The organism is Falsiroseomonas algicola (assembly GCF_011040385.1).
In the GTDB taxonomy this organism is placed as follows: Bacteria; Pseudomonadota; Alphaproteobacteria; order Acetobacterales; family Acetobacteraceae; genus Falsiroseomonas; species Falsiroseomonas algicola.
In genome coordinates this window covers 22,213-48,456 of record NZ_JAAIKB010000004.1, presented here as the reverse complement: position 1 = coordinate 48,456, position 26,244 = coordinate 22,213, and the positions used below count along the sequence as shown (strand labels likewise).

At 71.0% G+C, this 26,244-nt stretch carries 22 protein-coding genes; 8 read left to right on the top strand and 14 right to left on the bottom strand.

The annotated features are described in order from the left end of the window. The first annotated feature begins 96 nt into the window (after window positions 1-96). From ppdK to G3576_RS11525, 3 genes are all read left to right on the top strand, one after another. Window positions 97-2,769 carry a pyruvate, phosphate dikinase gene (gene ppdK, locus G3576_RS11535; protein WP_164694557.1) on the top strand — a complete coding sequence of 891 codons (2,673 nt, stop codon included), beginning with the start codon at window positions 97-99 and terminating at the stop codon, window positions 2,767-2,769. A 228-nt stretch (window positions 2,770-2,997) separates the two neighbouring features. Further along, window positions 2,998-3,786 carry a glycosyltransferase family 2 protein gene (locus tag G3576_RS11530; protein ID WP_164694556.1) on the top strand — a complete coding sequence of 263 codons (789 nt, stop codon included), beginning with the start codon at window positions 2,998-3,000 and terminating at the stop codon, window positions 3,784-3,786. A 70-nt stretch (window positions 3,787-3,856) separates the two neighbouring features. After that, window positions 3,857-4,714, top strand: a complete 858-nt coding sequence (locus tag G3576_RS11525; protein ID WP_164694555.1) for an SDR family oxidoreductase — start codon at window positions 3,857-3,859, stop codon at window positions 4,712-4,714. Between the two features lie 16 nt (window positions 4,715-4,730). Here G3576_RS11525 and G3576_RS11520 read toward each other — a convergent pair whose 3' ends face one another. From G3576_RS11520 to G3576_RS11470, 11 genes are all read right to left on the bottom strand, one after another. Further along, the gene (locus tag G3576_RS11520; RefSeq protein WP_164694554.1) at window positions 4,731-5,693 is read right to left on the bottom strand and encodes a D-2-hydroxyacid dehydrogenase; all 963 of its coding nucleotides are present in this window, start codon (window positions 5,691-5,693) and stop codon (window positions 4,731-4,733) included. Between the two features lie 15 nt (window positions 5,694-5,708). Then, complete coding sequence (gene rsmA, locus G3576_RS11515; protein WP_164694553.1) at window positions 5,709-6,599, bottom strand: 16S rRNA (adenine(1518)-N(6)/adenine(1519)-N(6))-dimethyltransferase RsmA; 891 nt, start codon at window positions 6,597-6,599, stop codon at window positions 5,709-5,711. A 5-nt stretch (window positions 6,600-6,604) separates the two neighbouring features. Next, window positions 6,605-7,924, bottom strand: coding sequence for a peptidylprolyl isomerase (locus G3576_RS11510; RefSeq protein WP_164694552.1), 1,320 nt, complete (start codon window positions 7,922-7,924; stop codon window positions 6,605-6,607). 71 nt (window positions 7,925-7,995) lie between these two features. Next, on the bottom strand, window positions 7,996-10,263 hold the full coding sequence (locus tag G3576_RS11505; protein WP_235951826.1) for an LPS-assembly protein LptD: 2,268 nt from the start codon (window positions 10,261-10,263) through the stop codon (window positions 7,996-7,998). Window positions 10,264-10,328: 65 nt separating this feature from the next. Beyond that, a complete protein-coding gene (gene lptG / locus G3576_RS11500; RefSeq protein WP_164694551.1) occupies window positions 10,329-11,468 on the bottom strand; it encodes an LPS export ABC transporter permease LptG in 1,140 nt (379 codons plus the stop codon). A 4-nt stretch (window positions 11,469-11,472) separates the two neighbouring features. Further along, window positions 11,473-12,633, bottom strand: a complete 1,161-nt coding sequence (gene lptF, locus G3576_RS11495; protein ID WP_164694550.1) for an LPS export ABC transporter permease LptF — start codon at window positions 12,631-12,633, stop codon at window positions 11,473-11,475. Between the two features lie 48 nt (window positions 12,634-12,681). Continuing rightward, window positions 12,682-13,278, bottom strand: coding sequence for a trypsin-like peptidase domain-containing protein (locus tag G3576_RS11490; RefSeq protein ID WP_164694549.1), 597 nt, complete (start codon window positions 13,276-13,278; stop codon window positions 12,682-12,684). A 245-nt stretch (window positions 13,279-13,523) separates the two neighbouring features. Then, the gene (locus G3576_RS11485) at window positions 13,524-14,951 is read right to left on the bottom strand and encodes an FAD-binding oxidoreductase (protein WP_164694548.1); all 1,428 of its coding nucleotides are present in this window, start codon (window positions 14,949-14,951) and stop codon (window positions 13,524-13,526) included. 45 nt (window positions 14,952-14,996) lie between these two features. After that, entirely contained in the window at window positions 14,997-15,551 is a 555-nt protein-coding gene (locus G3576_RS11480) for a chromate transporter (RefSeq protein ID WP_164694547.1), read from the bottom strand. Beyond that, on the bottom strand, window positions 15,548-16,111 hold the full coding sequence (locus tag G3576_RS11475) for a chromate transporter (protein ID WP_164694546.1): 564 nt from the start codon (window positions 16,109-16,111) through the stop codon (window positions 15,548-15,550). Before G3576_RS11475 ends, G3576_RS11480 begins: the two co-directional genes overlap by 4 nt. A 32-nt stretch (window positions 16,112-16,143) precedes the next feature. After that, on the bottom strand, window positions 16,144-17,037 hold the full coding sequence (locus tag G3576_RS11470) for a LysR family transcriptional regulator (protein ID WP_164694545.1): 894 nt from the start codon (window positions 17,035-17,037) through the stop codon (window positions 16,144-16,146). A gap of 114 nt (window positions 17,038-17,151) precedes the next feature. On the opposite strand from G3576_RS11470, the gene G3576_RS11465 reads away from it, so the two are divergent. The 4 genes from G3576_RS11465 to G3576_RS11450 all read left to right on the top strand — a co-directional run bounded on the left by G3576_RS11465 (window position 17,152) and on the right by G3576_RS11450 (window position 22,026). Next, window positions 17,152-18,237 carry a 4-oxalomesaconate tautomerase gene (locus G3576_RS11465; RefSeq protein WP_164694544.1) on the top strand — a complete coding sequence of 362 codons (1,086 nt, stop codon included), beginning with the start codon at window positions 17,152-17,154 and terminating at the stop codon, window positions 18,235-18,237. A 43-nt stretch (window positions 18,238-18,280) separates the two neighbouring features. After that, window positions 18,281-19,252 carry a Bug family tripartite tricarboxylate transporter substrate binding protein gene (locus tag G3576_RS11460; RefSeq protein ID WP_164694543.1) on the top strand — a complete coding sequence of 324 codons (972 nt, stop codon included), beginning with the start codon at window positions 18,281-18,283 and terminating at the stop codon, window positions 19,250-19,252. A gap of 94 nt (window positions 19,253-19,346) precedes the next feature. Then, entirely contained in the window at window positions 19,347-20,987 is a 1,641-nt protein-coding gene (locus tag G3576_RS11455; protein WP_164694542.1) for a tannase/feruloyl esterase family alpha/beta hydrolase, read from the top strand. A gap of 13 nt (window positions 20,988-21,000) precedes the next feature. Beyond that, a complete protein-coding gene (locus G3576_RS11450; RefSeq protein ID WP_164694541.1) occupies window positions 21,001-22,026 on the top strand; it encodes an alpha/beta hydrolase family protein in 1,026 nt (341 codons plus the stop codon). Between the two features lie 46 nt (window positions 22,027-22,072). Here G3576_RS11450 and G3576_RS11445 read toward each other — a convergent pair whose 3' ends face one another. Further along, window positions 22,073-22,480, bottom strand: coding sequence for a response regulator (locus tag G3576_RS11445; RefSeq protein WP_164694540.1), 408 nt, complete (start codon window positions 22,478-22,480; stop codon window positions 22,073-22,075). A gap of 142 nt (window positions 22,481-22,622) precedes the next feature. Between G3576_RS11445 and G3576_RS11440 the strand changes: the two genes are divergently transcribed. Beyond that, window positions 22,623-23,852: a sensor histidine kinase gene (locus G3576_RS11440; RefSeq protein ID WP_207622779.1), complete on the top strand. Its 1,230-nt coding sequence runs from the start codon at window positions 22,623-22,625 to the stop codon at window positions 23,850-23,852. A gap of 7 nt (window positions 23,853-23,859) precedes the next feature. Here G3576_RS11440 and G3576_RS11435 read toward each other — a convergent pair whose 3' ends face one another. Both G3576_RS11435 and G3576_RS11430 read right to left on the bottom strand, forming a co-directional pair. Next, the gene (locus tag G3576_RS11435) at window positions 23,860-25,440 is read right to left on the bottom strand and encodes a regulator (RefSeq protein WP_164694539.1); all 1,581 of its coding nucleotides are present in this window, start codon (window positions 25,438-25,440) and stop codon (window positions 23,860-23,862) included. Then, the gene (locus G3576_RS11430) at window positions 25,437-26,126 is read right to left on the bottom strand and encodes a cysteine hydrolase family protein (RefSeq protein WP_164694538.1); all 690 of its coding nucleotides are present in this window, start codon (window positions 26,124-26,126) and stop codon (window positions 25,437-25,439) included. The genes G3576_RS11435 and G3576_RS11430 overlap by 4 nt, the downstream gene beginning before the upstream one ends. Between the last annotated feature and the right edge of the window lie 118 nt (window positions 26,127-26,244).

Genomic DNA, 26,244 nt, shown 5'->3' with positions numbered 1-26,244 from the left:
GCCGCCTCCGCTTACCCGGCATAAGGCTTGCCCAGGCCGGGGCGCGGTGGCAGTTCGTCGCGAACAGCCACGCAGTTTGCAGGAGAGCGCCGTCCAATGACGAAGTGGGTGTACAGCTTCGGTGCCGGTCACAATGAGGGCCGCGCCGACATGCGGAACCTCCTGGGCGGCAAGGGCGCCAACCTGGCGGAGATGGCCAGCATCGGCCTGCCCGTTCCGCCCGGCTTCACCATCACCACCGAGGTCTGCACCTACTACTACGACCACGGCCAGTCCTATCCGCCGGAGCTGCGGGACAGCGTGAACGAGGCCCTGGCCCGCGTCGAAGCGGCGGTGGGTGCGAAGTTCGGCGACCACCACAAGCCACTCCTCGTCTCCGTCCGCTCCGGCGCCCGCGTCTCCATGCCCGGCATGATGGACACGGTGCTGAACCTCGGCCTGAACGACGCCACCGTCGATGGCCTTGCGGCCGCGTCGGGCGATGCACGCTTCGCCTGGGACAGCTACCGCCGCTTCATCCAGATGTTCGGCTCCGTCGTGCTCGGCGTGGACCATCACCGGTTCGAGGAAATCATCGAACATGTGAAGATGGACAAGGGCGTGGACGAGGACACGCAGCTGGTCGCGCAGGACTGGCACCGCGTGGTCGATGGCTACAAGGAGATGGTAGCGGAAGTCACCGGCAAGCCCTTCCCGCAGGACCCCCACGCGCAGCTCTGGGCCGCGATCGGCGCCGTCTTCGGCAGCTGGATGAACCCGCGCGCCAATACCTATCGCCGCCTGCACGACATCCCCGCCCAGTGGGGCACCGCCGTCAACGTCCAGGCCATGGTCTTCGGCAATATGGGCAACGACTGTGCGACGGGCGTCTGCTTCACGCGCGACCCCAGCACGGGCGAGAACTTCTTCTACGGCGAATACTTGGTGAATGCGCAGGGCGAGGACGTCGTCGCCGGCATCCGCACGCCGCAGCCCATGGCGGAGGCCCGCGCGAAGCCGGGCGAGAAGTCCATGGAAACCGTGATGCCCAAGGCCTACGCGGAACTCATCGAGGTCCGCGCGAAGCTCGAGAAGCATTACCGGGACATGCAGGACATCGAATTCACGGTCCAGCAGAACAAGCTCTACATGCTGCAGACGCGCAACGGGAAGCGCACCGCGGCGGCCAGCCTGAAGATCGCCGTGGACATGGCCCGCGAAGGGCTGATCGACCGGACGGAAGCGGTGAAGCGCGTCGATCCCAAGGCGCTCGACCAGCTGCTGCACCCGACGCTGGACCCGAAGGCGCCGCGCAAGGCACTCGCCAAGGGCCTGCCGGCCTCGCCGGGCGCCGCCTGCGGCGTCATCGTCTTCTCGGCGGATGAAGCGGAAGTCCGCGCCGCCAAGGGCGAGGCGGTCATCCTGGTCCGCATCGAGACGTCCCCCGAGGACATCCACGGCATGCACGCGGCCAAGGGCATCCTGACCACGCGCGGCGGCATGACCAGCCACGCGGCCGTCGTCGCCCGCGGCATGGGCCGGCCCTGTGTCGCCGGCGCTGGCACCATCAACGTGGACTACGCGCAGCAGACGCTCTCCGCCGGCGGCAAGCGCCTGACGGCGGGCGATACCATCACCCTCGACGGCGCCACGGGCGAGGTCTTCGCCGGCACCGTCGCGATGATCGAGCCCCAGCTCTCCGGCGACTTCGCGACGCTGATGGAATGGGCCGATGGCGTGCGGAAGATGAAGGTCCGCGCCAACGCCGAAACCCCGCTGGATGCCGAGACCGCGCGCAAGTTCGGCGCGGAAGGCATCGGGCTCTGCCGCACCGAACACATGTTCTTCGACCCGGAGCGCATCGGCGCCGTCCGGCAGATGATCATGGCGGAGACGGAAGGCGGCCGGCGCGACGCCCTGGCGCGGCTTCTCCCCTTCCAGCGCAAGGATTTTCTCGAGCTTTTCAACATCATGGCGGGGCTGCCGGTCACGATCCGCCTGCTCGACCCGCCGTTGCATGAATTCCTGCCGCACAAGGAAAGCGAGATCGAGGAAGTGGCCGAAAGCCTCGGCGCCGACGTCGCGCTGATGAAGCGGCGCGTGGCGGACCTCTCGGAAGCCAACCCGATGCTCGGCCACCGCGGCTGCCGCCTCGGCGTCACCTATCCCGAGATCTACGAGATGCAGGTGCGCGCGATCTTCGAGGCCGCCGTCATGGTCGGCAAGGAAACCGGCAAGGCGCCGGTGCCGGAGATCATGATCCCGCTGGTCATGACCAAGCGCGAACTGGAAATCACCCGCGCCCAGGTGGACAAGGTCGCGCAGGAAGTCTTCGCGGAAAGCGGCTACCACATCGTCTACCAGGTGGGGACGATGATCGAGCTGCCCCGCGCGGCCCTGACCGCCGACACCATCGCCGAAAGCGCGGACTTCTTCAGCTTCGGCACCAACGACCTGACGCAGACCGTCTTCGGCCTGTCCCGCGACGACGCCGGCAAGTTCCTGCCCTTCTACGTCGAGAAGGGCATCCTGCCGAAAGACCCCTTTGTCTCCATCGACGTGGACGGCGTCGGCGCCCTCGTCGAAATCGCCGCGCAGAAAGGCCGCAAGACCAAGCCTGACCTGAAGCTCGGCATCTGCGGCGAACACGGCGGCGACCCGGCCTCCATCCACTTCTGCGGCTCGGTCGGCCTCGACTACGTCTCCTGCTCCCCCTACCGCGTGCCCGTGGCACGCCTGGCCGCCGCCCAGGCCGCGCTGGCGGGCGGTGGGGGCGACAGGACGGCGTGATGCCCTGTGGCTCGCAGGGAGGGCTCCGCCCTCCCCGCACCCCTCCCGCCAAGGGCCAGCGGGCCCTTGGAACCCAGGTTTTGATGGGTGGAAAGGGAGGGGGCCTGTCGGTCCTTATGCGAAGGGTGCGCCGGTGACGCCCCCTCCCTTTCCACCCATGAACGGTGGTCCAGGAGGCCGCTGCCTCCTGGCGGGGGGTGCAGGGGGGCAGCGCCCCCCTGCGGCCGCATGAGCGCCACGCCGACCCTCTCCGCCCTCATCGTCGCCCGCAACGAGGCGGGGCGGCTGCCGGATTGCCTGGCGTCGGTGGCGTTCGCGGATGAGGTCGTCGTCGTGTTGGATCGCACGACGGATGCGAGTGCGGCGATTGCGCGCGCGGCCGGGGCGCGGGTGGTCGAAGGGGCCTGGGAGCTGGAGGGCGAGCGGCGGAATGCCGGGATTGCCGCCTGTTCCAGCGATTGGGTGCTGGAGGTCGATGCGGATGAGCGGGTGAGCCCGCCGCTGGCGGCCGCGGTGCGGCGGGTAATCGGCGTGTCCACGCATGCCTGGCACCAGGTGCCAGTGGACAATTATGTCGGCGATCGGCTGGTGCGGCATGGCTGGGCCGGGAGTTTCGGCACGACGTCGGTGCCGCGGCTGTTCCGCAAGGGCGCCAAGAGGTGGCGGGCGCAGCGGGTGCATCCGGGGCTGGACTGGGTGGGGAAGGAGGGCCCGAAGATCACGGAGGGCGCGCTGATCCACCTGGTTGACCGGGACATCTCGGACATGCTGCGGCGGCTGGACAAGTATTCCTCCGCCAAGGCGGCGGATCTGATCGCGCAGGGCGATATCGGGTCGATGCCGGACAATCTCCGGCGTTTCGTGTCGCGGGTGTGGAAGAGCTACGTCTCCCGGAAGGGGTATCGGGAGGGGGGCTGGGGCGTGCTGCTGGCGCTCTGCACGGGCGCCTTTCCGCTGCTGGCCTATCTCAAGGCCAGGCTGGAGCCGGAGCGGCATGGGGGCGTGAAGCGGGACTGACGTTCCGCGGGTGGGCCTGAACTCCGGGGCCTCGGGCGCCGTTGCCTGGGGCTGACCGAGGAGAATCCCCATGGCCGACACGCCGCAGCCCCCGCAGTCCCAGTCCCACCAGCCCGGCATCGAGGCCGAGATGGAGCCGCGGCCGGAATCGGCCATGGCGAAGTGGAAGGGCTCCGGCAAGCTCTCGGGCAAGGTCGCGCTGGTGACGGGCGGCGACAGCGGCATCGGCCGTGCCGTCGCGATCGGCTTTGCGAAGGAGGGGGCGGATGTCGCGATCCTCTACCTGGATGAGGGCCAGGATGCCGAGGAGACCAAGCGCCTGATCGAGGCCGAGGGGCGGCGCGCTGTCGCGATCGCGGGCGATATCGGCGATGCGCAGGTCTGCGACATCCTGGTGCAGCGCGTGGTGGCGGAGCTGGGGCGGATCGACGTGCTGGTGAACAACGCCGCCGAGCAGCATGTCTGCGAGGATTTTGCCGAGATCCCGACCGAGCAGGTGGAGCGGACGTTCCGGACGAACATCCTCGGCATGATGTGGGTGACTCGGGCGGCGCTGAAGCACATGGGCGAGGGCTCGGCGATCGTGAACACGACGAGCATCACGGCCTATCAGGGCAATCCGACCTTGATCGACTATGCCAGCACCAAGGGCGCGATCGTGGCCTTCACGCGCAGCCTGGCGAAGTCGCTGCAGAATCGTGGCATTCGCGTGAATGCGGTGGCGCCGGGCCCGATCTGGACGCCCTTGATTCCCGCGAGCTTCAGTGCGGAGCGGACGGCGGAGCATGGGGCGCAGGCGCCGATGGGGCGCCCGGGGCAGCCGGACGAGGTCGCGCCGGCCTACATCTTCCTCGCGAGCAACCTCGACTCTTCCTACATCAGCGGGCAGGTGATCCACCCGAATGGCGGGACCGTCGTGAACGGGTGACGGCCCCGCCCGCTGGTCAGACGACCTGGTTCTTCAGCGTGGTCTCGCCGGCGTGGAGGCGCTTGAGGTTCTCCTCCATCAGGTCGAGCACATTGCCCTCATAGGCCCGCGTCTCGCCGCCCGTGTGGGGGGTGATGAAGACGTTGGGCATGGACCAGAGGGGGGAGGCCTCGGCGAGCGGCTCCTCCGCCGTCACGTCGAGGGCGGCGGCGCCGAGATGGCCGGAGGCGAGTGCCGCCGCGAGGTCGGGCTCCACGCAGACGGCGCCGCGGGCGACGTTCACCAGGATGGAGGCCGGCTTCATGGCGGCGAATTGCGCGGTACCCATCAGGCCGCGCGTCTCGGGCGTCAGCGCGCAGGTCAGCGCCACGTAGTCGGCGCGGGGAAGCTGCGCCATCAGCGCGTCCATGCCATGGATCTCGTCCGCGCCCTCGGCTCCCTTGGACGGGTCCTGGCGCAGGCCGATGACGTTCATGCCGAAGGCCTTGGCCAGGCGTGCGAGGCGCCCGCCGATGCGGCCGATGCCGACGACCAGCAGGGTCTTGCCGCCCAGCTCGTCCTCGCGCTTCGTCAGGTCGCCGATCATGCCGCGCCAGTGCTTGCGCGCCTGGTTGTCGCGGGCCTCCGGCAGGCGGCGGGCGATGGCAAGGATCAGGGAGATGGCGTGTTCGGAGACGGCATTGGCATTGGCGCCCTGCGCGGAGGCCAGGCGGATGCCGGCGCCGGCCAGCACGGTGCGGTCATACTGGTCCACGCCCGCGCTGATGGACTGGATGAACTTCAGCCGCGGCGCCTTGGCGGCCAGGTGGTTGCGCCACATGCCGGAGACGAGGAGGACATCGGCCTCCGCGATGCGCGCTTCCAGCTCGTCCAGGCTGCGGACCTCGAAATGGGGAAGCGTGCCGCCGCGCTGCGTGTAGCGCTCCGCGAAGCGGTAGGCGACGTGGGCGAAGCAGATGGTGGGCTCGGGCGGCAGCATGGACGGGTCCTCTTCTCAGCCCCGCGCGTGCAGCGCGCGGGCCAGGCGGTCGAATTCGGGGATGGTCAGGGTCTCCGCCCGGCGGTCGCCGGCGATGCCGGCGGCGTCCAGCAGCGCCTCCGCCTGGCCCAGCGATTTCAGCGATCCGCGCAGCATCTTGCGGCGCTGGCCGAAGGCGGCGGCGGTCAGGCGTTCCATGGTGGCGAAGAGGTCGGGCCCCGGATCCTCGGCATGGGGGACCAGGCCGACCACGGCGGAATGGACTTTCGGGGGTGGGCTGAAGGCGCCGGGGGGGAGGCTCAGCAGGAAACGCGCCTGGCAGCGCCACTGCGCCAGCACGCCGAGCCTTCCATAGGCTTCCGTGTCGGGGGCGGCGCAGATGCGCTCCGCCACCTCCTGCTGGAACATCAGCGCCATGGATTCGAAGTCCCGGGCGTTGCGCAGCCAGCCTACCAGCAGCGGCGTCGCCACGTTGTAGGGCAGGTTGGCGATGATCTTTCGCGGTGCCGGCAGCAGGGCCGCGGCGTCGATGGTCGTCGCATCGGCCTCCAGCACCGTCAGGCGGCCCGGGAAGGCATCCGACAGCTCCGCCAGCGCGGCGATGGCGCGGCGGTCCAGTTCGACCGCCAGGACATCGGCGGCGGGGGAGGCGAGCAGGGCGCGGGTCAGACCGCCCGGGCCGGGCCCCACTTCCAGCACATGGCGGCCGGTCAGGTCGCCGGCCAGCGTCGCGATGCGGTCGCAGAGGTTCTGGTCCAGCAGGAAATGCTGGCCGAGCGACTTGCGGGCATCGAGCCCGTGCCGCGCGATGGTGTCGCGCAGCGTCGGGAGGGCTGCGCGACCCCCACCCCGACCCTCCCCCGCAAGCGCGGGGGAGGGAGCAGGGGGCGGCGCCTCGCCAGGCATGCCCGTCAGCTGCGCATCTCGATCTGGGCGCGGCGGCGGAGGTCGCGCTGGAGCTGGCGGGAGAGCAGCTCGACGCGGTCGCGCAGCAGCTGCTGGCGGGCGACCTCGGGCGTGATCTCGGCCTGGTTCCGGGTCTCCCGCGTGCAGACCATGATGATGGCGACGCCATCGGGGGCGATCACGGGCTGGCTGGCGCGGCCGGGGGCGAGGCCGCCGATGAGCTGCCGGAGCGCGGGGGGCTGCACGGTTTCCAGTCGCACCGGGCCGGGATCGGGGTCGCGGCCGCTGCCGCCGGCACGCGCGGCCTGCTCCACCGCCTCGCAGCTGCGGGCGCTGGCGGAGAGCGCGCGGGCGCGTTCCACCACCTGGATCTGCTGCGGCGTCGGCGCCTGCGGGTTGAGCGGCGTCGCGAAGGGCAGGAAGGCCTGGCGCAGCGTCAGTATCGTCGCGTCGTCCCGGCCCACTTCGCGGCGCTGGCGCAGCGCCACGATCTGGAAGCCGCCGGGCACGGCGATGGCGTTGCTGATCGCGCCGGGGGGCATCTGGCCGACGATGCGGGCGACCGATTCGTCCAGCGCCTCCAGCCCCACCCAGCCGAGGTCGCCGCCCTGCAGCGCGGTCTGGGCCTGGCTGAACTGGGTGGCGGCGACGGGGAAGGGCACGCCGCGGCGGAGCTGGGTGACCACCTCCTCCACGAAGCGACGGACCTCCGGCTCCTCCGTCGGGTCATCGACGGGGATGAAGATCTCGCTGACCAGGAATTCCTGCTGGCCGGTGCGGGCGCGCTGGAGGGCGATCTGTTCGGCGACCTCGGCATCCGTCGGTTGCGCCTGGGGGCCGAGGATCTGGCGCAGCAGCCGGGCCCAGCCGATCTGCACGCGAAGCTGGTCGTAGAGCACGCGGGGCTCCACCCCGGCGCGGCGCAGCTGCGCCACCAGCCCGCCGGCGGGCAGGTTGTTGCGGCGCTCCAGATCCGCCACCGCCTGGGCGATGTCGCCATCCGTGACGGGGATGCGGCGGCGCTGCACGTCCTGCATGCGCAGCCTTTCATCGACCAGCAGGCGCGTGACCTGTGGCGTCAGGCGTTCCAGCACCTCCGGCGAGGGGGCGAGGCCGGCATTCAGGGCGAAGAGGCGGCGGCGGCCATCGACGTCGCCACGGGTGACGATGTCCCCGTTGATGACGGCGACGATGCCGTTCGTCGCGCCATCCGGCGCGCGCGCGGCGGTGGCGGGGGCTTGCGCCAGGGCGGGCGTCCCCGGCACCGCCAGGACCGGCAGGGCGAGGGCGGAGAGCAGCAGCAGGGCGCGGGCGGTGGGACGCATGGCGCTTTCCTAGGCGTGCGGGGGTGTCATGGGAAGGGCAGGGCCGCGCCGCGCCATGTCGGATCGCTTCATCACAACGCGCGGAACCCGAAATCGCCGACCGTCTTCAGGCTGATGCGGAACAGCAGCAGCGTGCCGCCGGCATAGTCGCGGCCGGTATTCGGGTCCTGCGCCCGGTTGCGGACGAAGCGCGTCTCGAAGATCAGGCACTCATCCTCGTAGATCGCGGAGGCGGAGGCGCTGACGGCGCGGTCGAGCGCGATGTCGTAGCGGCCGAAGGCGCCGACGCGCCAGTTCTCGGTCACGCGGAGCGTGCCGCCGATCGACACCTCCTCCCGCTTCCGGGTGGTGACGTTCGGCTCCGGATTGGTCAGCAGGTAGCCGCCGGTGAGGGAGACGGGCCCGCCGAAGACGGTGGCGCTGGCGTCCCAGAGGCGGGGTTCCGTCGACTCCCGGTCGAGCCGCGAGCGGCCGACCAGTTCCAGCCAGGGGACCGGCGCCAGGCGCATGCGGCCCACCCAGTCGGAGGACCGCCCTTCCAGCCCCGAGCCTTGCGCGAAGGTCGCATCCGTCGCGGCGCGGAAGGACCGGCCCGCCAGCGCTTCCAGCTGCCCGCCATTGGGGAAGAACCAGGCGCCGCGCAGCGCGGCATCGACGCGGGTGCCCCCTTCCAGCCGGTCGCGCCCGGTGAAGCGGTTCAGGCTGAACAGGTTGGCGTCGGTGAATTCGAAGTCGAGGCTGTCCTCGTTCGGGAAGCTGGTCTGGGCGCCGGTGGAGGGACCCGTGACCACCTGCACCCGCGGCTCGATCAGCTGGGAACCCCAGTCGCCGGCGCCGCGGATGAAGGGCATGCGCCAATCGACGGCGCTGCGGATATGGCCGCGGCCGTAGAAGCCGTCATCCGCGGCGCTGCCGAAGGTCGGCGCCAGCGCCAGGCCATCCGCCCAGCCGCCCAGCACATCGGCATGGGTGCGGAAGGTCCAGAGATCGCCCGCTTCCCCGGTGAAGGGCAGTTCGTAGGACAGGCGGCTGCCGATGCGGCGCGTATCCGTGCCCGTGGTGCGGAAGATGCTGTAGGCGGAGGCATCCAGCGTGAAGTTGCCGCCCAGGCTGTCGGTCGGGAAGACATAGTCCGCATAGCCGCGCGGCAGCACGATCGGCACCTGGTCATTGCTCGTGGCCGTATCGAGGCCCTGGTAGAGCATGCTGTCGATGCGGGCGTAGCCTTCCGCCCCCCAGAAGCCCTCCAGATAGGCGCTGCTGGTCAGCACGCGCGGCCCGCCGAAGCGCCAGGCGCGGAGATATTCGCGGGAGGAGGCGCGGTTCACGCCGAAGCCGGCGCGCCAGTTCTCATCGAGCGAGAAGCGGCCGCGGGAGAAGAGGTGCCCGCCCGTGCCATCGGCCGTGGTGCCGTCCAGCCCGCCGATCGACCCCTCGACCGAGAGGTCGCCGCTGTTGAAGCGCCGGCGATAGGCGCCGCCGAGATTGGGGATCTGCTTCTCGGACAGCGTCGCGGTGATGGTGGCGTCGGAATGGTCGTCGATCGCCCAGTAGTAGGGGATCTCCGCGAAGGCGCCGAGCAGCCTTGTGGTGCCGAGCGTCGGCGAGAGGAAGCCCGAGGCTCGCGGCGCGTCCGGCGAGGCATGGCTGAAATAGGGGGTGTAGAGCACCGGCCAGCCAGCGAACTGCACCGCCGCGTCCCGGTAGCGCACCCGCTGATCCGTGCTGTCGAGCGTCGCGACCCGGGCGCGGAGCTGCCAGAGCGGCGGGCGGGTCGGGTCCTCCGGGCAGAGGTCGCAGGAGGAATAGACGACGCGCGCCAGGTCCGTGACGGTGCCGCCGGTGCGCCGCGCGCCGGCCGCGGCCAGCCGGGCATTGTTGGCCAGCAGGCCGCGGATGCCCTCGATCGCCGCGTCGCGCATGCCGCCCTGGAGTTCGGCGCGATCGGCGAAGAGGGTCTGCCCGTCCGGCTCGATCAGCGCGACATTGCCGGTGGCGACGGCGACGCCGGTTTCCCGGTTGTAGGTGAATTCATCGGCGCGCAGCACGCGGTCGCCCTGCCAGGCTTCCACCCGCCCGCGGGCGGTGACGGTGTTGGCGACCTGGTCGTATTCCACCTCCTCCGCCGTGAAGGTCACGGGTTCGTCGCTGCTGGCGCGGCTGCCGAAGCCGCCGAAGCCCTGGGGGGAGGCGGGGATGGCGGGCAGCAGCAGCAGCCAGGCGGCGGCGATGGCCGTGCCGAGCATGAGGCGGCCGCGGGTGCGCGGCGGCGGCACCACGGCCACGGGAGGTGCCGCGCTGGCGGCGAGGATCGGGGCACGGCGTGGGCGCAGGCCCATGGGCGCCCCGCCCGGGGGGCGCAGCGGCGGGGGCAGCTTTCCCGTTCGGCCGCCGGGCTGGCGCATCAACCATCCTCCAGGTGCAGCAGCAGGGCCAAGGCCAGCAGCAATCCCGCGACGGTGGGTGCCCAGGCGGCGAGCACCACCGGCAGGGACCCCGCCTCCCCGAATTCATTGCTGACCCTGTCCACGACGAACAGGGCAAATCCGGCGGCGACGCCGCCGCCGATCATCTGCGCGACCCCGCCGCGCCGGGTCTGGCGCATGGAGAAGCCGGCGGCGAGCAGCGCCATGGCCAGCGCCAGCATGGGCAGGGCGAGCAGCGACTGGAACTGGATGCGGTGGCGCACGGCCGAGAAGCCCGCTTCCTCCAGCACCGCGATGAAGCCGGGCAGGGCCCAGAAATCGAGCGTCTCGGGCGAGGCGAAGCTGTCCTCGATCCGGTCCGGGGTCAGTTCCGTGGGCAGGCTGATGGTGCCGACGGGCTTGGCGATGCGGTCGACGCCGAAGGCCACCGCATCCTCGATCACCCAGGCGCCGGCCGAGAGGCGCGCGCGCGGCGCTTCCAGCCGCGACAGGGGCTGGTCGCCGGCGGTCAGGCGCCAGACCGAGACCTCCTGCAATTCGAACCGCGCGCCGGCGCGGGGGATGGGCTCATTGGCCGTGCGCATGGCGACGGGGCGGCCGGAGATGATGGCGACGCCGTTCGATTCCAGTTCCCGGTCCGCCTGGCGGAGCCAGAGGCGACCGCCGGCCAGCGCCGTCATGCCGCCGCCGGTGCGGAGGAAGGTCTGGTCCAGCCGCTCCGCCCGCGACAGCAGGGCGGAGGAGATGGGGGAGATGGCGCCGGTCGCGACCATGCCGAGCAGCACGGCCACCACCAGCGGGCCGGTCAGGAAGCCCCAGGCGGAGATGCCGGCCGCGCGCGCCACGATGAGTTCGGAGGAGCGCGTCAGGCGCCAGAAGGCGACGATGCCGCCCAGCAGGATGGCGAAGGGCAGGATCTGGAGGGAGACGAAGGGCAGGCGGAGGCTCGCGATCTCCAGCGCGATGGCGAAGCCGACATCGGGGCGGGTGGCGGCGCGGCGCAGCAATTCGATGAAGTCGAACAGCGCGACCAGGCCCGTCAGCGCGCCCAGCATCGCCAGCGTCATGCCGAGGAAGGCGCGGGCGACATAGCCCGTCAGGGTGGGGGTCAGGATCATGCGGTCAATCCGCCGCGCCGGGGGCGGCGGGCATGGGCAGGGCGCGGGGCCGCGGCAGGCCGGGGGCGCCCAGCATCCACCATAGCGCGACGAAGCCGGGGGCCGTGGCATGGGCCCAGATCAGCCAGACGAAGCTGTTGTCCCGCGTCGCGAGGTTGCCGATGGTCAGCCCCACCGCCAGCAGCCCGACCACGATGCCGATGCCGGCGGCGAGCCGGAGGCCGCCGCCATGCCGGCGGAACTGGCCCGTCAGCGCCACCGCCAGGCCGACAAGGGCGAAGGACAGCGCGGTGAGGGGCGCCGACATGCGCTGATGCGCCTCCCCCACGAAGCGGGCGAGTTCCCGCGGGCGAAGACCCTCCGCCGGGTCGGGGTGCAGCAATTCGGGGATGCTGCGTTCGCGGGAGTCGCGGAAGCGCGCTTCCTCCTGCCGCGTGGCGCGGGCGAGGTCCACGCTGTTCTCGTTGAAGGACAGGACCGACAGCCGCATGGGCTGGGCGCCCGGGGCGGGGTTGGGGACGCGTTCCATCTGCTGGCGGACGCCGTTCTGCAGGGTCACGCGCGGGCCGTTGGGCCCCGTCGTGATCCGGCCCTGCTCCGCCAGGATGGTGACGGGCGCGCCGCGTTCGCGGGCATCATGCACCAGGATGCCGCGCAGCGTGCCGTCGCGGTCCCGCAGCCGGGCATAGACCGTGAGGTCCCCGCCGACCGAGGAGAAGACGCCTTCCTGCACCAGGATCGCCGCCATCTGGTTGCGGATCTCGAACTGCCAGATGCGGAAGGCGGTATGGGACAGCGGCACGAGCCAGAGGTTCAGCACATAGCCGGCACCGACCGCCATCAGCGCCAGCATCAGCCCCGGCCGCGCCAGGCGCAGCTGCGACAGGCCGGCGGCGCGCATCACCACCAGTTCGCGGTCGCTGTTCATCCGCACATAGACGAAGAGCACCACGACGAAGGTGGTGATGGGCAGGATGACGGCGAAGAAGCCCGGCAGCATCAGGCCCGTGAGCTGCACGAAGACGGCCAGCGACAGGCCGCGGTCCAGCACCAGCTCGATGAAGCGCAGCGACTGCGTCAGCCATACCAGCGCGGCCAGGCCGCAGGTGACGGCCAGGAGGCCGCCCACCAACTGGCGCAGGATGTAGCGGTCGATCCGGGTCATCCCACCCCTTCTACCAGCCCTTCGGGGGGCGGGGCAAAGCGGGCCGGATCACGGGGTGAGGAAACGCGCGATGGTTGAGGCAGGCACGAGGCGCGTGCTGGGCGGGCCGCCATCGGAATCCCGGTGGCTGACGATTCCGGCCAGGCAGCCCGAGGCGGCCACGAAGACCGCGCCGCCGGATTCGCCGGGGTTCAGCGTCTCCGGGATCTCCAGGTAGCTGCCGAAGCGGGCATCGGGATCCGACCACGGCGCCAGGATGCGGGTGCGGATGGACCGCCGCGGCGTGACGAGCAGCGCCGCCGTGCCGGGCGGCGGGGCGGCGGCGCAGGGGGTGGCGGCGGGAAGCGCGGGCAGGGTGCGGGTCGGCGCGACGATCGCCAAATCCTCGCCGCCGAGATAGCGCTGGCCGATGCCGGGATCGACCCGGTCGCGCCCCGCGCGGAGGATGCGGGCCGGTGCCTCCGTGCCGCGGACGCCGAGCGTGATGGTGGGCTGGCCCTGCCTGTCCGGGGGACAGAAGCCGCGCAGCCGCTGGACGGAGCCATCCACCACATGCGCCGCCGTCACGAAGCGCCCGCCGCCGAGATGGATGGCGGCGCCGGAGGCGTTGCAGGAAGGCGCCTCGCCGGAGCGGATCTCGGCCACCGTCGCGGTGGCGGCGAGGCCGGCTTCGGGCGGGCGGGAAGGCGCGTTGGGCGCGCAGGCGGCGAGGAGGAGAAGCAGGGGGAGCGCTGCTCCCCCTGCACCCCCTCGCCAAGGGCCAGCGGGCCCTTGGAACCCTGTCCATTGACGATGGTCCAGGGGGCTCTGCCCCCCAAATATCCGCCCTTGGGCGGATGGGGTGTGGGGAAGGCGGCGCCTTCCCCACCTCGCCCACGCAGCCCCTGGCTTCAGGGCAGCACCTTGCCCGGATTCATCAGGCCCGCGGGGTCCAGCGCCGCCTTGATGCGCTTCATGGCATCCAACTCCGCGCCCCCGCGCCATTCCTCCATCATGTCCGTCTTCAGCCGGCCGATGCCGTGTTCCGCGCTGAAGCTGCCATCGAGGTCGCGGACGATGGCGTTGACGCAATCCATGATGTCGTGGCTGCGGGCCAGGAAGGCGGCGGGGTCCATGCCCGGCGGCTGTTCCAGGTTCATGTGGATGTTGCCGTCCCCGATATGGCCGAAGGGCACCGGGCGGCTACCGGGGATCAGTTCCACCAGGGCGGCGGAGCAGCGGCGGATCATCTCCGGCACCTTCGACACCGGGACGGAGACGTCGTTCTTGACCGACGCCCCCTCCCGCTTCTGCGCCTCGGGATGCTCCTCCCGGATGCGCCAGAGCTTCTGGGCCTGGGCCTCGCTTTCGGCGAGGACGGCGTCGAGGACGATGCCCTCCTCCATCGCCTCGCCCAGCACCCCCTCCGCCATGTCGCGCAGGCCGGCATCGGGGCGGGGGGAGGCGAGGTCGACCAGCACGTAGTGGTCGGCGCGGTCGGACAGGGGCGGGCCGATGCCCTCGATGTGCTGCACGCAGAAATCGACGCCGGTGCCGGACATGTATTCGAAGGCGCGCACCGCGCTCTCGTCCCGGTCGCGGAAGCGGCGGAACAGGCCGAGCGCCGCATCCTCATCCGCCACGGCGCAGAGGGCCAGCGCCGTGTCGCGCGGGCGGGGGAACATGCGCAGCACGGCGGCGGTGACGATGCCGAGCGTGCCCTCCGCACCCACGAAGAGGTGGCGCAGCGCGTAGCCGGTATTGTCCTTCCGGAGGCGTCGCAGCCCGTTCCAGACCTGGCCGTCGGGCAGCACCACCTCCAGCCCCAGCATCAATTCGCGGGCATTGCCGTAGCGGACCGTGGTGTTGCCGCCGGCATTGGTGGAGAGCACGCCGCCGATCGTGGCCGTGCCCTCCGCGCCGAGGCTGAGGGGGAAGAGGCAGCCGGCATCCTGCGCGGCGTTCTGCGCGGTCTTCAGCACCACGCCGGCCTCGGCCGTCATGGTCATGTCCACGGGGTCGCAATCCCGGATCCGGTTGAGGCGGGCGAGCGAGAGCACCAGGTGGCGGCCGCTTTCATCCGGCACGGCGCCGCCGACCATGGAGGTATTGCCGCCCTGCACGGTGATGGGCGTGCCGGTCTCCTGCGCCAGCTTCACCACGGTCGCCACTTCCGCCGTATCGGCCGGGCGCGCCACGGCCAGCGCGCGGCCCTGGTAGAGGGCGCGCCAGTCGGAGAGGTGGGGCGCGATGTCGCCGGGGTCCGTCAGCAGGCCGCGGGGACCGAGGAGCGCGTGCAGCCTGTCCAGCAGGCCGGCCGGGGTGGGGGCGTCGGGCATGGCGCGGGTATAGCCCGGCCCGCGCGGGCTGTCGCCGTGGGGTGGCTACAGAAGCAGCGCCCCCGCGACGGCGCCGATCACGAGGACCCAGAGCGGGCTGCGATCGGTCAGCCAGACGAAGAGGGTGGAGAAGACGGTCAGGCAGACCGCCAGCACGCTGATGGCGGTGCCGGGGCCGGCGGGGTGCGCCGCGCCCTGGGCGAGGATGACGCCGGAGGAGAAGATCAGCCCCACCGCGATGGGGACCAGCCCCTTCTCCACGATGCGGAGCCAGCGCGCGCCGGCCAGGCGGCCGCGCAGCTTGGAGAAGCCGAAGGCGAAGAGGCCCGCGGGGCCGGTCATGGCCAGCGTCGCCACCAGCATGCCTGTGAGCCCCGCCACCTGCCAGCCGATCAGGCCGACGACCAGCACATTGGGCCCCGGCGCGGCCTGGGCGAGGGCGAAGAGCTGGGCGAAGCGCGCATCGGACATCCAGCCATGCACGTCCACGACCAGGCGGTTCATCTCCGGCACCACGGCAATGCCGCCGCCCACCGCGATCATGGAGATGGCGGCGAAGCCGATGGCGATCTGGAGGAGAACGCCGCCCTGGTCGTTCATGCGCGGGCCTTCATCGTCCACCAGGCGGCGGCGATGCCGAAGGGGGCGAGGCCGAGGACGATGTAAGGCAGGGGAAGCCGCAGGGCCGCGCCGCCGATCAGCGCCGCGATGCCGACCGCGATGATGGGCAGGCTCGGCTTGAGCTTGGTCGCCATCTTGAGCGCGGTGCCGAGGATCATGCCCGCCGCCGTCGCCGCCGTGCCGGCCAGAACCGCCTTCACCAGCGGCACCTCCCCATAGGCGTCATGCAGGATGGCAAGGCCCATCAGCACCACCAGCGGGCCGCCGAAGAGGCCGATCGTGGTGGCGAGCGCGCCGGGGCCGCCGCGGAAGCGGTCGCCGAGCTGGATGGCGACGTTCAGCGCATTGGGGCCGGGCAGGACCTGACCGAGGCCCAGCACCTCCGCATATTCCTGCTCGGTCAGCCAGCGCTTCTCCTCCACCAGCACGCGGCGGGCCCAGGCATTCACGCCCCCGAAGCCGACCAGGCCGATCTTGAGATAGGTGAGGAACAGCTGCGCGACGGTTGGCTGGAAGGCGGGGGGACGGACATCCGGCATGCCGGCCAAGGGAGCGCGCGGGGCGCGCGGGATCAAGCCCCCCGCATGCCCTTGGCCAGCAGGTCGATCAGGGCGCGGGCGGCGGGGCCGGGCTCCGCGCCGCGCTTCAGCAGCAGCCCCGTGGCGCGATCGACGGTGGGGTCGGTGAGCGTCCGGGCGACGAGAACGGGGTGGGGGTCCCGCGGCAGGGCGAGGCGCGGCACCACGGCGAGGCCGAGCCCGGCCTCCACCAGGCCGAGGCTGGTCGAGAGGTGCTCGGCCTCATAGTGCCAGTTGGGGCTGATGCCGCGGGGCAGCAGGGCGCGGTCCAGGATCAGCCGGTTGCCGGAGCGGCGGGAGACGCCGACCAGGCGCTCCCCCTCCAGATCCTGCCAGCGGACGGCGCGGCGGCGCGCCAGGCGATGGTCCCGCCGGCAGGCCAGCACGAAGGGGTCGCGCCGCATCGGGCGGAACTCGACCTCCGGGTGGGCCGCGCCCTCCATGCCGACGCCGAATTCCGCGGCGCCGGTGGCGACGGCGTCGGTGACACCCTCCGCCGAGAGGTCCATGGCGCGGACGCGGACGGCGGGGAAGCGGCGCGCGAAGGCCGCCAGGGTCGCGGGCAGGAAATAGTAGGCGGCGGTCGGGATGCAGGCGAGGACAACGAGCCCCCGCCGCTGGGCCGCCACCTCCCGGATGCCGAGCAGGCTTTCCTCCAGCTCATCCAGCAGCCGCCGGGCGCGGGGCAGGAATTCCCGGCCGGTCTGGGTCAGCGCCACGCGGCGGGTGGAGCGGGTGAGGAGGGCGACGCCCAGCTCCTCCTCCAGCGCCGTCAACCGCCTGGAAATCGCGGGCAGCGATAGATGCAGCGTCTCCGCCGCCGGGGTCAGGCCCCCGGCTTCCGCGACGGCGACGAAGGTGCGCAGCTGGTCGAGGGCGATGGCCATGACGAAGGGAGCCTGCTTCGTTCTTGCGAGGGATGCAAGAATACTGCCGATCTTTGCACTACTCCGCGTGGATGGGCGCGGCTATCACGCGCGGCGGAAACGGCCGGAAACTCCATGCAGACCCGCATCCCCTGCGTCCTGATGCGCGGCGGCACCAGCCGCGGCCCCTTCTTCCTGGCCGATGACCTGCCGGCGGAGGAGGCGACGCGCGATGCCGTGCTGCTCGCCGCCATGGGATCGCCGCACCCGATGCAGGTGGATGGCATCGGCGGCGCGCAGACGCTGACGAGCAAGGTCGCGATCGTCTCCCGCTCCGCGCTTCCGGGTATCGATGTCGACTACCTCTTCGCGCAGGTCGATGTCGGCCGCGCGCTGGTGGATACCAAGCCAAATTGCGGGAACATGCTGGCCGGCGTCGGGCCCTTCGCGATCGAGGCCGGGCTGGTCCGCGCCACGGGCGAGGAGACGGTGGTGCGCATCCGCAACGTCAATACCGGCGCGCTGGTCGATGCCGCGGTGAGGACACCGGGCGGGCGCGTGACCTATGAGGGCGATGCGACGATCCCCGGCGTGCCCGGCACGGCGGCGCCGATCGTGCTGCGCTTCCGCGACGTGGCCGGCAGCAAGACAGGGGCGATGTTCCCGACCGGGCAGCGGATGGAGACGATCGAGGGCGTGCCCGTCACGCTGATCGACGGCGCCATGCCGATGATGCTGGTGCCCGCGGCGTCGCTCGGTGTCTCGGCGGAGGACCGGCCGGAGGCGCTGGAAGCCGACCTCGTGCTGCGCGCGCGGCTGGAGGCGCTGCGCCTGGAAGCGGGGCGGCGCATGGGCCTTGGCGATGTCAGCGACAGCGTGGTGCCGAAGCCGGCGCTGGTCGGGCCCTCGGCGGAGGGCGCGGACCTCGCCGCGCGCTACTTCACGCCGCATGCCTGCCACCGCGCCATGGCGGTGACGGGCGGCATCACGCTGGCCGCCGCGGTGCGGCTGGCGGGCACGGTCGCCACCGTGGCAGGGGCCGGGGAGGTGGTGCGGATCGCCCATCCCTCCGGCATCATGGAGGTGCCGATCGGGATGGAGGGCGATGCCGTGGCCTGGGCCGGGACGCTCCGCACCGCGCGCCGCATCTTCGAGGGCACGCTGCTGATTCCTGCCGCGATCTGGCCAGGGCATGCCCGGCTGCCGGATGCGGCGGATTGAAGACTTCTTCGCTTCCCACAAAAGAACAAGGAAACCCGTCACCATGATCGATCGCCGCACGCTGCTGGGTTCTGCCCTCGCCGCGCCCTTCGCCGCGCCGGCCCTGGCGCAGGAAGCCCCCTTCCCGAGCCGCCCCATCCGCATCCTGCTGGCCTTCGCGCCGGGCGGGGGCACGGACCTGATCGCGCGCACCGTCGCCAATGCCATGAGCCCCTCGCTCGGCCAGCCAGTGGTGGTGGAGAACCGGCCGGGTGCGGGTGGCAACATCGCGACCGAGGCCGCGGCCAGCGCGCGCCCCGATGGCTACACGATGCTGATGGGCAACCATGGCCCGATGAGCGTCAACGTCTCCCTCTTCCGCAACATGCGGGTGAACCCGGAGACGGCGCTGGAGCCGATCGGCCTCGTCGCCGATGCGCCGCTGATCGTCGTGGTGGGGCCGAAGTCCCGCGCGACGAACCTGCAGGAACTGCTGGGCGAGATCCGCGCCGCGCGCGGCAACATCACCTATGGCAGCGCCTCCAACGGATCGGCGAGCCACCTGGCGGCGGCGCTGATGCTGCAGATGGCGGGGCTGGAGGCGGAGCATGTGCCCTTCCGCGGCGCCGCGCCGGCGCTGACCGACGTGGTGGCGGGACATCTCCACTTCATGATCACCACGCTGCCTTCCGTCGTCGGCCTGCTGACCAGCAACGCATTGCGGCCGCTGGCGGTGACGGGCGATGCGCGCATGACCATCCTGCCCAACATCCCGACGGTCGCGGAGACCATCCCGGGCTACAAGGCGACCGCCTGGTACGGGCTGCTGGTGCCGCGGGGTACGCCGGAGCCGGTGAAGACCCGCCTCTATGCCGCGATGCGTGACGCGCTCGGCAATCCGGAGGTGGTGCGCCGCCTGCGCGACGAAGGCGCCGAGCCCTCCACCCTGGATGGCAAGGGCTTCGCCGACCTCATCAAGTGGGAGCGGGAACGCTGGGCAACCGTCGTCCGGCAGGCCAACATCACGGTGGACTGACACCCGAAGGGGTGTGTTGCGCGACCCCGCCATCAAGGCGGGGCGCAATGCGACCCCGGCCTGCCGCCGGGGCGCAGGGGAAGGGAACGGGTTCATGAAGCACACCCTCGTGGTGGCGGCGCTGGCCGCCACTGCCTTGCCTGCCGCCACCTTTCCGGCCTGGGCGCAGACGCCCTCCCCCGACCAGGCCTGCGCGGCGCTCACGGGGCTCCGCATCCCGGCCACGGCCATCACCCTGCCAACTTCCGGCGCCGCCATCACGGCGGTGCGGCTGGTGCCGGCGAACGAGGCCGGCAATCCCAATGGCGAATACTGCCGGGTGATGGGCGCCATCGCGCCGGTCGATCCGACGGCGCCCGAGATCCGCTTCCAGGCCAACCTGCCGACCCATTGGAACCGCAAGGCGCTGCAGTTCGGCGGCGGTGGCTACAATGGCCGCATTCCCGTCACCACCGGGCCGGAGGTGCATGGGCTGCAGGGCGCGGCGACGCCGCTGGCGCGCGGCTTCCTGACCTTCGCGGGCGATAGCGGCCACCAGGCGGAGAGCGCGGACGATGCCTCCTTCGCGCTGAATGACGAGGCGCTGCATAATTTCGGCTACGCGCACATCCGGAAGACGCTGGATGCGGTGCGCGCGGTGGCGGAGGCGCGCTACGGGCAGGCGCCGCGCCGCGTCTACTTCAACGGCGGCTCCACCGGCGGGCGGGAGGGGCTGACGGCCGCGATGCGCTGGCCGGAGGCCTATGACGGCATCATCTCCTGGTATCCCGTCAGCAGCTACATGGGGCTGCGGCTCTGGGGCGCGATGCTGGGGCGCGCGGTCTATGACGATGACGCGGCGGGGTGGATCCCGCCGGCGATGGTGACGCGGATCGCGCAGGAATCGCTCCAGCGCTGCGACGGGCTGGATGGCGTGGCGGATGGGCTGGTCAGCAACCCCGCCGCCTGCCGCGCCGGCGCGAGCGCGGCGCTGGAGGCGCTGCGCTGCAAGGCGGGGGAGACGGGGCATCCCGCGCATTGCCTGACCGCGACCCAGATCGACCGCACCATGCGCGTCTATCACCAGGGCTACACGCTGCCCTATGCCTTCGCGAACGGGCTGCATGATTACCTCGGCTACAACAGCCTGGAGGGGATCGCGATGCAGTTGGGCAGCCAGGCGGCGCTGACCTCGCCGCCGCGATCGGGGCCCAACGCGCATCACGTCGATCGCGCCTACCAGTTCTTCCGCTACTTCGTGAATGGGGGCCGCGACCTCGACATGCGGAGGCTGGACGTGACTGCGGAGGGGCCGCAGCGGGAGCGGATCCTCGAGATCTCGCGGCTGTTCGATGCGTCGCGCGCCGACCTCTCGGCCTTCGCGCAGCGTGGGGGCAAGCTGATCCTGCTGCAGGGCAATGACGATCCGAGCGTCAGCCCCTGGGAGAATGCGCGGCTGCACCAGCGCATGCGGGAGACGATGGGGGAGGCGCGCGCGGATGGCTTCGCGCGCTTCTTCCTGCTGCCCGGCCTCGCCCATGGCGGCGGGCGCTTCGCGCCGCAATGGGGCAGCGTGGCCGCACTCGACAATTGGGTGGAGAACGGCGTGCCGCCACAGGGGCAGGTCGTGGTGGATGGCACCACGAGCCAGACCCGCGGCCGCACCCGGCCGCTCTGCGCCGCGCCGACCTTCCCGCGCTATCGCGGGGAGGGGGACCAGAACAACGCCGCCAGTTTCGTGTGCGCGGCGGAGTGAGAGGAAGGAACCGATGAAGAGACTCGTGATGGCGGCGGCGATGGCCGCCGGGCTAGCGGGGACGGCGATGGCGCAGCAGCCACCTGTTTCCCTGCAGAGCTGGGGCAGCTTCCATGTCGGCGGGCGGGAGGTCGTGATCTCCGGCCAGCCGGTGCGGGAGGTGCTGTTCAGCCCGGGCGGCGTGCCCGCGCGCGTCGATCCCAACGGCACCTACCTCATGGGCTCGATGTACGCGCAGTACATGATCCCCGCCAATCCGCGCGGCCAGGCGCCGATCCTGATGTGGCATGGCGGCGGGCTGACCGGCGTGACCTATGAGACGACGCCCGATGGCCGTGAGGGCTGGCAGCACTACTTCCTGCGCCGCGGCTGGCCCGTCTATGTCAGCGATGCGGTGGAGCGCGGGCGTGCCGGCTGGTCCATGATCCCGGAGCAGACCGGCGGGTCCCACCTGCTGCTGACGGTGGACAATCCCTTCGAGCGTTTCCGCATCGGCAACGGCGCCGGCAGCTTCGCGCGCGGCGAGGTGCTGCCGGGCAACCAGTTCCCGGCGGATCGCGAGAGCTACATGAACTTCATGCGGCAGATCGTGCCGCGCTTCACGACGACGGATGCGCTGACGCTGGAGGCCTATCTGGCGCTGCTGGACCGAGTCGGGCCTTCCGTGGTGGTGGCGCATAGCCAGGCCGGGCTGTTCGGCTGGCGCGCGGCGCAGGAGCGGCCGGACAAGGTGCGGGCGCTGGTGCTGGTGGAGCCGGCGGCGGTGGGCGATGCCGCCAAGGTGGCGGCGCTGCGCAACATCCCCGTGCTGATGATCTATGGCGACTACATCGCGCAGGACAGCCGCTGGCCGACGATCCGCGGCAATGGTGTGCGCTTCGCGGAAGCCGTGCGCGCGGCGGGCGGCAGCGTGGATGTGGTGGACCTGCCGGAGCGCGGGATCCGCGGCAACAGCCACATGGTGATGATGGACCGCAACGGCGACCAGGTCGCGGGCATCATCCAGGAGTGGCTGGCCAGCAAGGGCCTCTACCAGTAGCGCTCGGCCGGCGCGGCGCCCCGGATCGGGGTGCCGCGCCGGTGGTTCAGTGGAGCAGCCTGAGGCCGTTCGGCAGGGTGGAGGGCGCCGCCTCCCCCATCATGCGCGCCCAGACGAGGTGGAGCGCCGCGACCAGCACATCCGGCGTATAGGGCTTGGCGAGGCAGGCAACGCCCATCGCATCCCGCAGCATGGGGTGGTCCGGGTTGCCGGTGGAATAGAGGGCGCCAAAGCGCGTGCCGGGGCACAGGGCTGCGGCGACCTCCGTCCCGAGGCGCCCGTCCGGCAGCCGCAGATCGATGATGCCGAGGTCGGGCTGGCAGGCGCGCCCCATGGTGATGGCCGTCTCCACATCCGGCGCGATCCCGCAGACCTCGTAACCCGCGTCGTTCAGTACTTCTTCCAGATAATCGGCGATCATCGCGTCATTTTCGACTATCATGATCTTGAGCATCGACTGGCATCCTTCTGTCGCGATGCGATCATCAACTGATCGGCATGAGGCGAACGACTTCGACGACGTCGGCTTGAGGAAATGCCTATACTTCTCCGTCGGATTTGATTCAACCAACAATTAAGCGATGGGAACCCTTGCCATGATGGCGCCGACGCAGCAGCGGCATGTCGACCGGCTGCTCCGGCAGCAGGCCTCCCTGGCGGAGTTCGGCAGCTATGCCTTCAGCGAACCGCAACTCAGCAAGATCCTGACCGAGGCGGCGCGCGTCTGCGCGGAGGGCCTCGGCGTGCCCTTCTGCAAGATCTGCCGCTACCGCGCGTTGGAGGACGACCTGCTGATCGAGGCGGGGTGGGGATGGCATGAGGGGGTGGTCGGGCGGGTCGTCTCCGCCGCCAATGAGACATCGCCCCAGGGTCGAGCCTATGTGACCGGGCTGCCTGTCATCCTCGGCAATCTGCGGGAGGCGAATGATGTGGTGCTGCCAGCCTTCTACGGGGAGCATGGCATCATCTCCACCATCGATGTCATCATCAAGGGGAAGGAGGGCGATGCCTATGGGGTGCTGGAGATCGACAATCCACGGCAGCACACCTATGACCGGCACGACATCGATTTCCTGACCGGCTTCGCCAATGTGCTGGCGGAAGCCGTGGCCACCGCGACCCGCAACCAGCTGATGCGCGACACCGTGCTGAAGATGGAGGCGCTGGTGCGGGAGAAGGACAAGCTCCTCGCCGAACGCGCGATGATGGCGGAGGAGCTGAAGCACCGCGTGCGCAACAACCTGCAGCTGATCCAGGCCATGCTGTTCACCCACATGAAGATCGGGGGTGGGGAGGAGGAGCAGGCCTCGGTCCGCGCCATCAGCCGCCGCGTGATGACGCTGTCGCAGGTCTATGAGCAGCTGCTGGGCACCGGGCTGGATCGCACCATCGACCTTGGCGAATACATGCGATCGCTCTGCGGCCGGCTGCCGGGGCTTCAGGGCAATGGCGGCGGCGGCATCGCGCTGGTCTGCCGGGCGGAGGCGCTGCCGGTGGATCTGGATACCGTCACGGCGATGGGCATGGCGGTGGCGGAGATCGTCTCCAACAGCTTCGAGCATGCCTTCCCCGACGGGATCGGCACTGTCTCCGTCGCGCTTTCGCGGTCGGCGGATGGGAAGGATGGCGTGCTGACGGTGGCGGATGACGGCGTGGGCTTCGTGGAGAAGCCCGGCAGCAAGCGCCACGGCGTGGGGCTGGTGCGGCGGCTGGTGCAGCAGGTGATGGGGACGGTGGAGAAGGGCGATGGGCCCGGCACCTCCTGGTCCCTCACCTTCCCGCTACACACGCCACCGCGGGAGCCAACGCCCGCGGTGGCGCATTGAGGCGCGGCTATTCCGCCGCGGCGGGCGCCCGGTTCAGCTTCGCACGCAGCGCGGCCTCGATCTCCGTCTGCCGGCTGACGGCGTAGAGGAAGGCGCCGACCAGCGCATAGGCCGCGGCGACCCCGGGCGTGACGGCGATGCCGACCGCCGGGCCATGCATGAAGCCGAAGAAGGTCAGCAGCGCGCCGGCGCCGGCGAAGTAGCTCGCCTTCACCCATTCCTTGTCGATGATGAAGGCGGCGATGGCGGCGAGGATGAGGCCCGAGAGGATCGAGCCCTCCCCCAGCACCTCCAGCCCCGGATAGAGCACGCCGACCTGGCCGAGCTTCTCCATGCCGACCGTCGCGGCATTGGTGCCGGCGGCGCCGAGCGCACCATCGATCAGCGTCTTCGCCCAGGCCGCGAGGTGCGGCACGAGGCCGAGCACCACGGCGGGGGCGTGGGATTTCGGCGTCTCCTGGAAGGCCTGCGCGCCGATCAGCATGCCGATGTAGAGCAGGATGGGCGCGATCGCGACGACGGGGATGAGGTCCAGCAGCAGGGAGATGATGCCGAGCCAGGTGATGACGAGCACGGCGAGGCCCGTCGCGGCGGAATAGCCGATCCGCCCGCCCATGGATTTCCAGCCGGGGTGGCCGATATAGACGGCGTTGATGAAGGGGTTGCCCATCAGGCAACCGACGAGCGAGACGGCGCCATCGGCGGTCAGCACGCGCGTGGTCGGGAAGTGGTCGCCCGCGGCCTCCGCGCTTTCGACATTGTCCATCGCCTCCACCAGATCGTAGATCCCGAAGGGGATGGCGGTGACGAGGATGATGCCGATGAACTCGAAGCCGCCGAAGACGTGGTCGATGGCGGGGATCGGCACGGAGAAGCCGATGTTGGAGAGGCCGCCGAACAGCTTGTCGAGGCTGCGGCCGCCGAAGCCGAGGCCGAGTGCGGCGGCACCCCAGGCGATGAGCATGCCGAAGGCGATGGCGACCAGCCCCGCCGGGATGCCGCGGGGATAGCGCAGCGCGCCGAACCAGGCGGCCAGCACGATGGCGAAGCAGACGATGCCGATGACGGGCGTCATGAACATCTCCAGCGCCGGTCGCATGGAGATGAAGGTGATGGAGACGCCGGCCAGCGTGCCGAGCAGCGCCGCCCGCGGCGTCACCTTCTTCACCCAGGGGGCCAGGAAGGCGCCGGCCATCAGGATGAAGCTCTGGACGAAGACCCAGGTGAGGCCCGCTTCCCAGCCCTTGATCGGGTCGTTCGTCCGCGCCGAGATCGGCAGCATGATGACGAAGACGACGACGAACATGTGCGGCACGGAGATGCCCGAGGGCAGCGCGCAGACATCGGAGCGGCCGGTCTTGAGCGCGAGGCGATAGGCCAGCCAGGCGTAGTAGCCCGTGGACAGCGCCATCATCAGCCCCGCCGCCGGCAGGATGCGGCCGAAGACGATGTCGTCCGGCATCTGCAGCACGAAGCGCAGCAGCCCGGTCAGCACCAGCAGGTTGACCAGGATGTTGGTGCCGAAGCCGAACAGCGCGTTCCAGTCGCCGGGCGACCAGAGCACGGGTTTTCCCGATGTCGTGCTCATGCTGCTTTTCCTTCGCGGTGCGGGTTCAGCGCGGCGGCGATGCGCGTGCTGTCGGAGACCCAGCCGAAGATGCCCCCCTGCGCGGCAATCATCGCGAGCGCCGTGGCGTGGAACTGAGGAAAATAGGAGGCGCAGGCATCGGCGATGACGAGGCAGCGGAAGCCGCGGTCATTCGCCTCCCTGACCGTGGTGTGGACGCAGACTTCGGTGGTGACGCCGGCGACGAACAGCGCCTCGATCCCGCGATGGCGGAGCATGGGTTCCAGCTCCGTCGCGTAGAAGGCGCCCTTGCCGGGCTTGTCGATGACGGGCTCGCCCGCGATGGGGGCGAGGGCGGTGATGATGTCGTGGCCCGGCTCGCCGCGGATCAGGATGCGGCCCATCGGGCCCGGGTCGCCGATGCGCATGCCGGGTGGCCCGCGTTCCACCTTCGCGGGCGGGGCATCGGACAGGTCCGGGCGATGGCCTTCCCGCGTATGGATGACCAGCATCCCGGCGGCGCGCGCGGCGGCGAGGACGGCCTGGCAGGGGGCGATGGCGGAGGCCAGCAGCGAGACGTCGTTGCCCAGGCTTTCCCCGAAGCCGCCGGGCTCCAGGAAGTCGCGCTGCATGTCGATGACCACCAGCGCGCTGCGCGCGGGGGTGAAGGCGAAGGGCGCGGGATCGGCGGGGATGACGGCTGCCATGCTTGTCCCTCGGGCGGTGGCCACGGAGGGGGACAAGCAAGCGCGGGGCCAGCCTGATTCGCGCGCGAACCGTCAGGGGATGGCGCAGCGATGCCCGATCGACAAGCGTGCTGCGCGC

Excerpts from the sequence above, each read along its gene's own strand:
- ppdK (WP_164694557.1), top strand. The coding sequence starts at position 97 with ATGACGAAGTGGGTGTACAGCTTCGGTGCCGGTCACAATGAGGGCCGC.
- G3576_RS11530 (WP_164694556.1), top strand. The coding sequence starts at position 2,998 with ATGAGCGCCACGCCGACCCTCTCCGCCCTCATCGTCGCCCGCAACGAG.
- G3576_RS11525 (WP_164694555.1), top strand. The coding sequence starts at position 3,857 with ATGGCCGACACGCCGCAGCCCCCGCAGTCCCAGTCCCACCAGCCCGGC.
- G3576_RS11520 (WP_164694554.1), bottom strand. The coding sequence starts at position 5,693 with ATGCTGCCGCCCGAGCCCACCATCTGCTTCGCCCACGTCGCCTACCGC.
- rsmA (WP_164694553.1), bottom strand. The coding sequence starts at position 6,599 with ATGCCTGGCGAGGCGCCGCCCCCTGCTCCCTCCCCCGCGCTTGCGGGG.
- G3576_RS11510 (WP_164694552.1), bottom strand. The coding sequence starts at position 7,924 with ATGCGTCCCACCGCCCGCGCCCTGCTGCTGCTCTCCGCCCTCGCCCTG.
- G3576_RS11505 (WP_235951826.1), bottom strand. The coding sequence starts at position 10,263 with ATGGGCCTGCGCCCACGCCGTGCCCCGATCCTCGCCGCCAGCGCGGCA.
- lptG (WP_164694551.1), bottom strand. The coding sequence starts at position 11,468 with ATGATCCTGACCCCCACCCTGACGGGCTATGTCGCCCGCGCCTTCCTC.
- lptF (WP_164694550.1), bottom strand. The coding sequence starts at position 12,633 with ATGACCCGGATCGACCGCTACATCCTGCGCCAGTTGGTGGGCGGCCTC.
- G3576_RS11485 (WP_164694548.1), bottom strand. The coding sequence starts at position 14,951 with ATGCCCGACGCCCCCACCCCGGCCGGCCTGCTGGACAGGCTGCACGCG.
- G3576_RS11480 (WP_164694547.1), bottom strand. The coding sequence starts at position 15,551 with ATGAACGACCAGGGCGGCGTTCTCCTCCAGATCGCCATCGGCTTCGCC.
- G3576_RS11475 (WP_164694546.1), bottom strand. The coding sequence starts at position 16,111 with ATGCCGGATGTCCGTCCCCCCGCCTTCCAGCCAACCGTCGCGCAGCTG.
- G3576_RS11470 (WP_164694545.1), bottom strand. The coding sequence starts at position 17,037 with ATGGCCATCGCCCTCGACCAGCTGCGCACCTTCGTCGCCGTCGCGGAA.
- G3576_RS11465 (WP_164694544.1), top strand. The coding sequence starts at position 17,152 with ATGCAGACCCGCATCCCCTGCGTCCTGATGCGCGGCGGCACCAGCCGC.
- G3576_RS11460 (WP_164694543.1), top strand. The coding sequence starts at position 18,281 with ATGATCGATCGCCGCACGCTGCTGGGTTCTGCCCTCGCCGCGCCCTTC.
- G3576_RS11455 (WP_164694542.1), top strand. The coding sequence starts at position 19,347 with ATGAAGCACACCCTCGTGGTGGCGGCGCTGGCCGCCACTGCCTTGCCT.
- G3576_RS11450 (WP_164694541.1), top strand. The coding sequence starts at position 21,001 with ATGAAGAGACTCGTGATGGCGGCGGCGATGGCCGCCGGGCTAGCGGGG.
- G3576_RS11445 (WP_164694540.1), bottom strand. The coding sequence starts at position 22,480 with ATGCTCAAGATCATGATAGTCGAAAATGACGCGATGATCGCCGATTAT.
- G3576_RS11440 (WP_207622779.1), top strand. The coding sequence starts at position 22,623 with ATGATGGCGCCGACGCAGCAGCGGCATGTCGACCGGCTGCTCCGGCAG.
- G3576_RS11435 (WP_164694539.1), bottom strand. The coding sequence starts at position 25,440 with ATGAGCACGACATCGGGAAAACCCGTGCTCTGGTCGCCCGGCGACTGG.
- G3576_RS11430 (WP_164694538.1), bottom strand. The coding sequence starts at position 26,126 with ATGGCAGCCGTCATCCCCGCCGATCCCGCGCCCTTCGCCTTCACCCCC.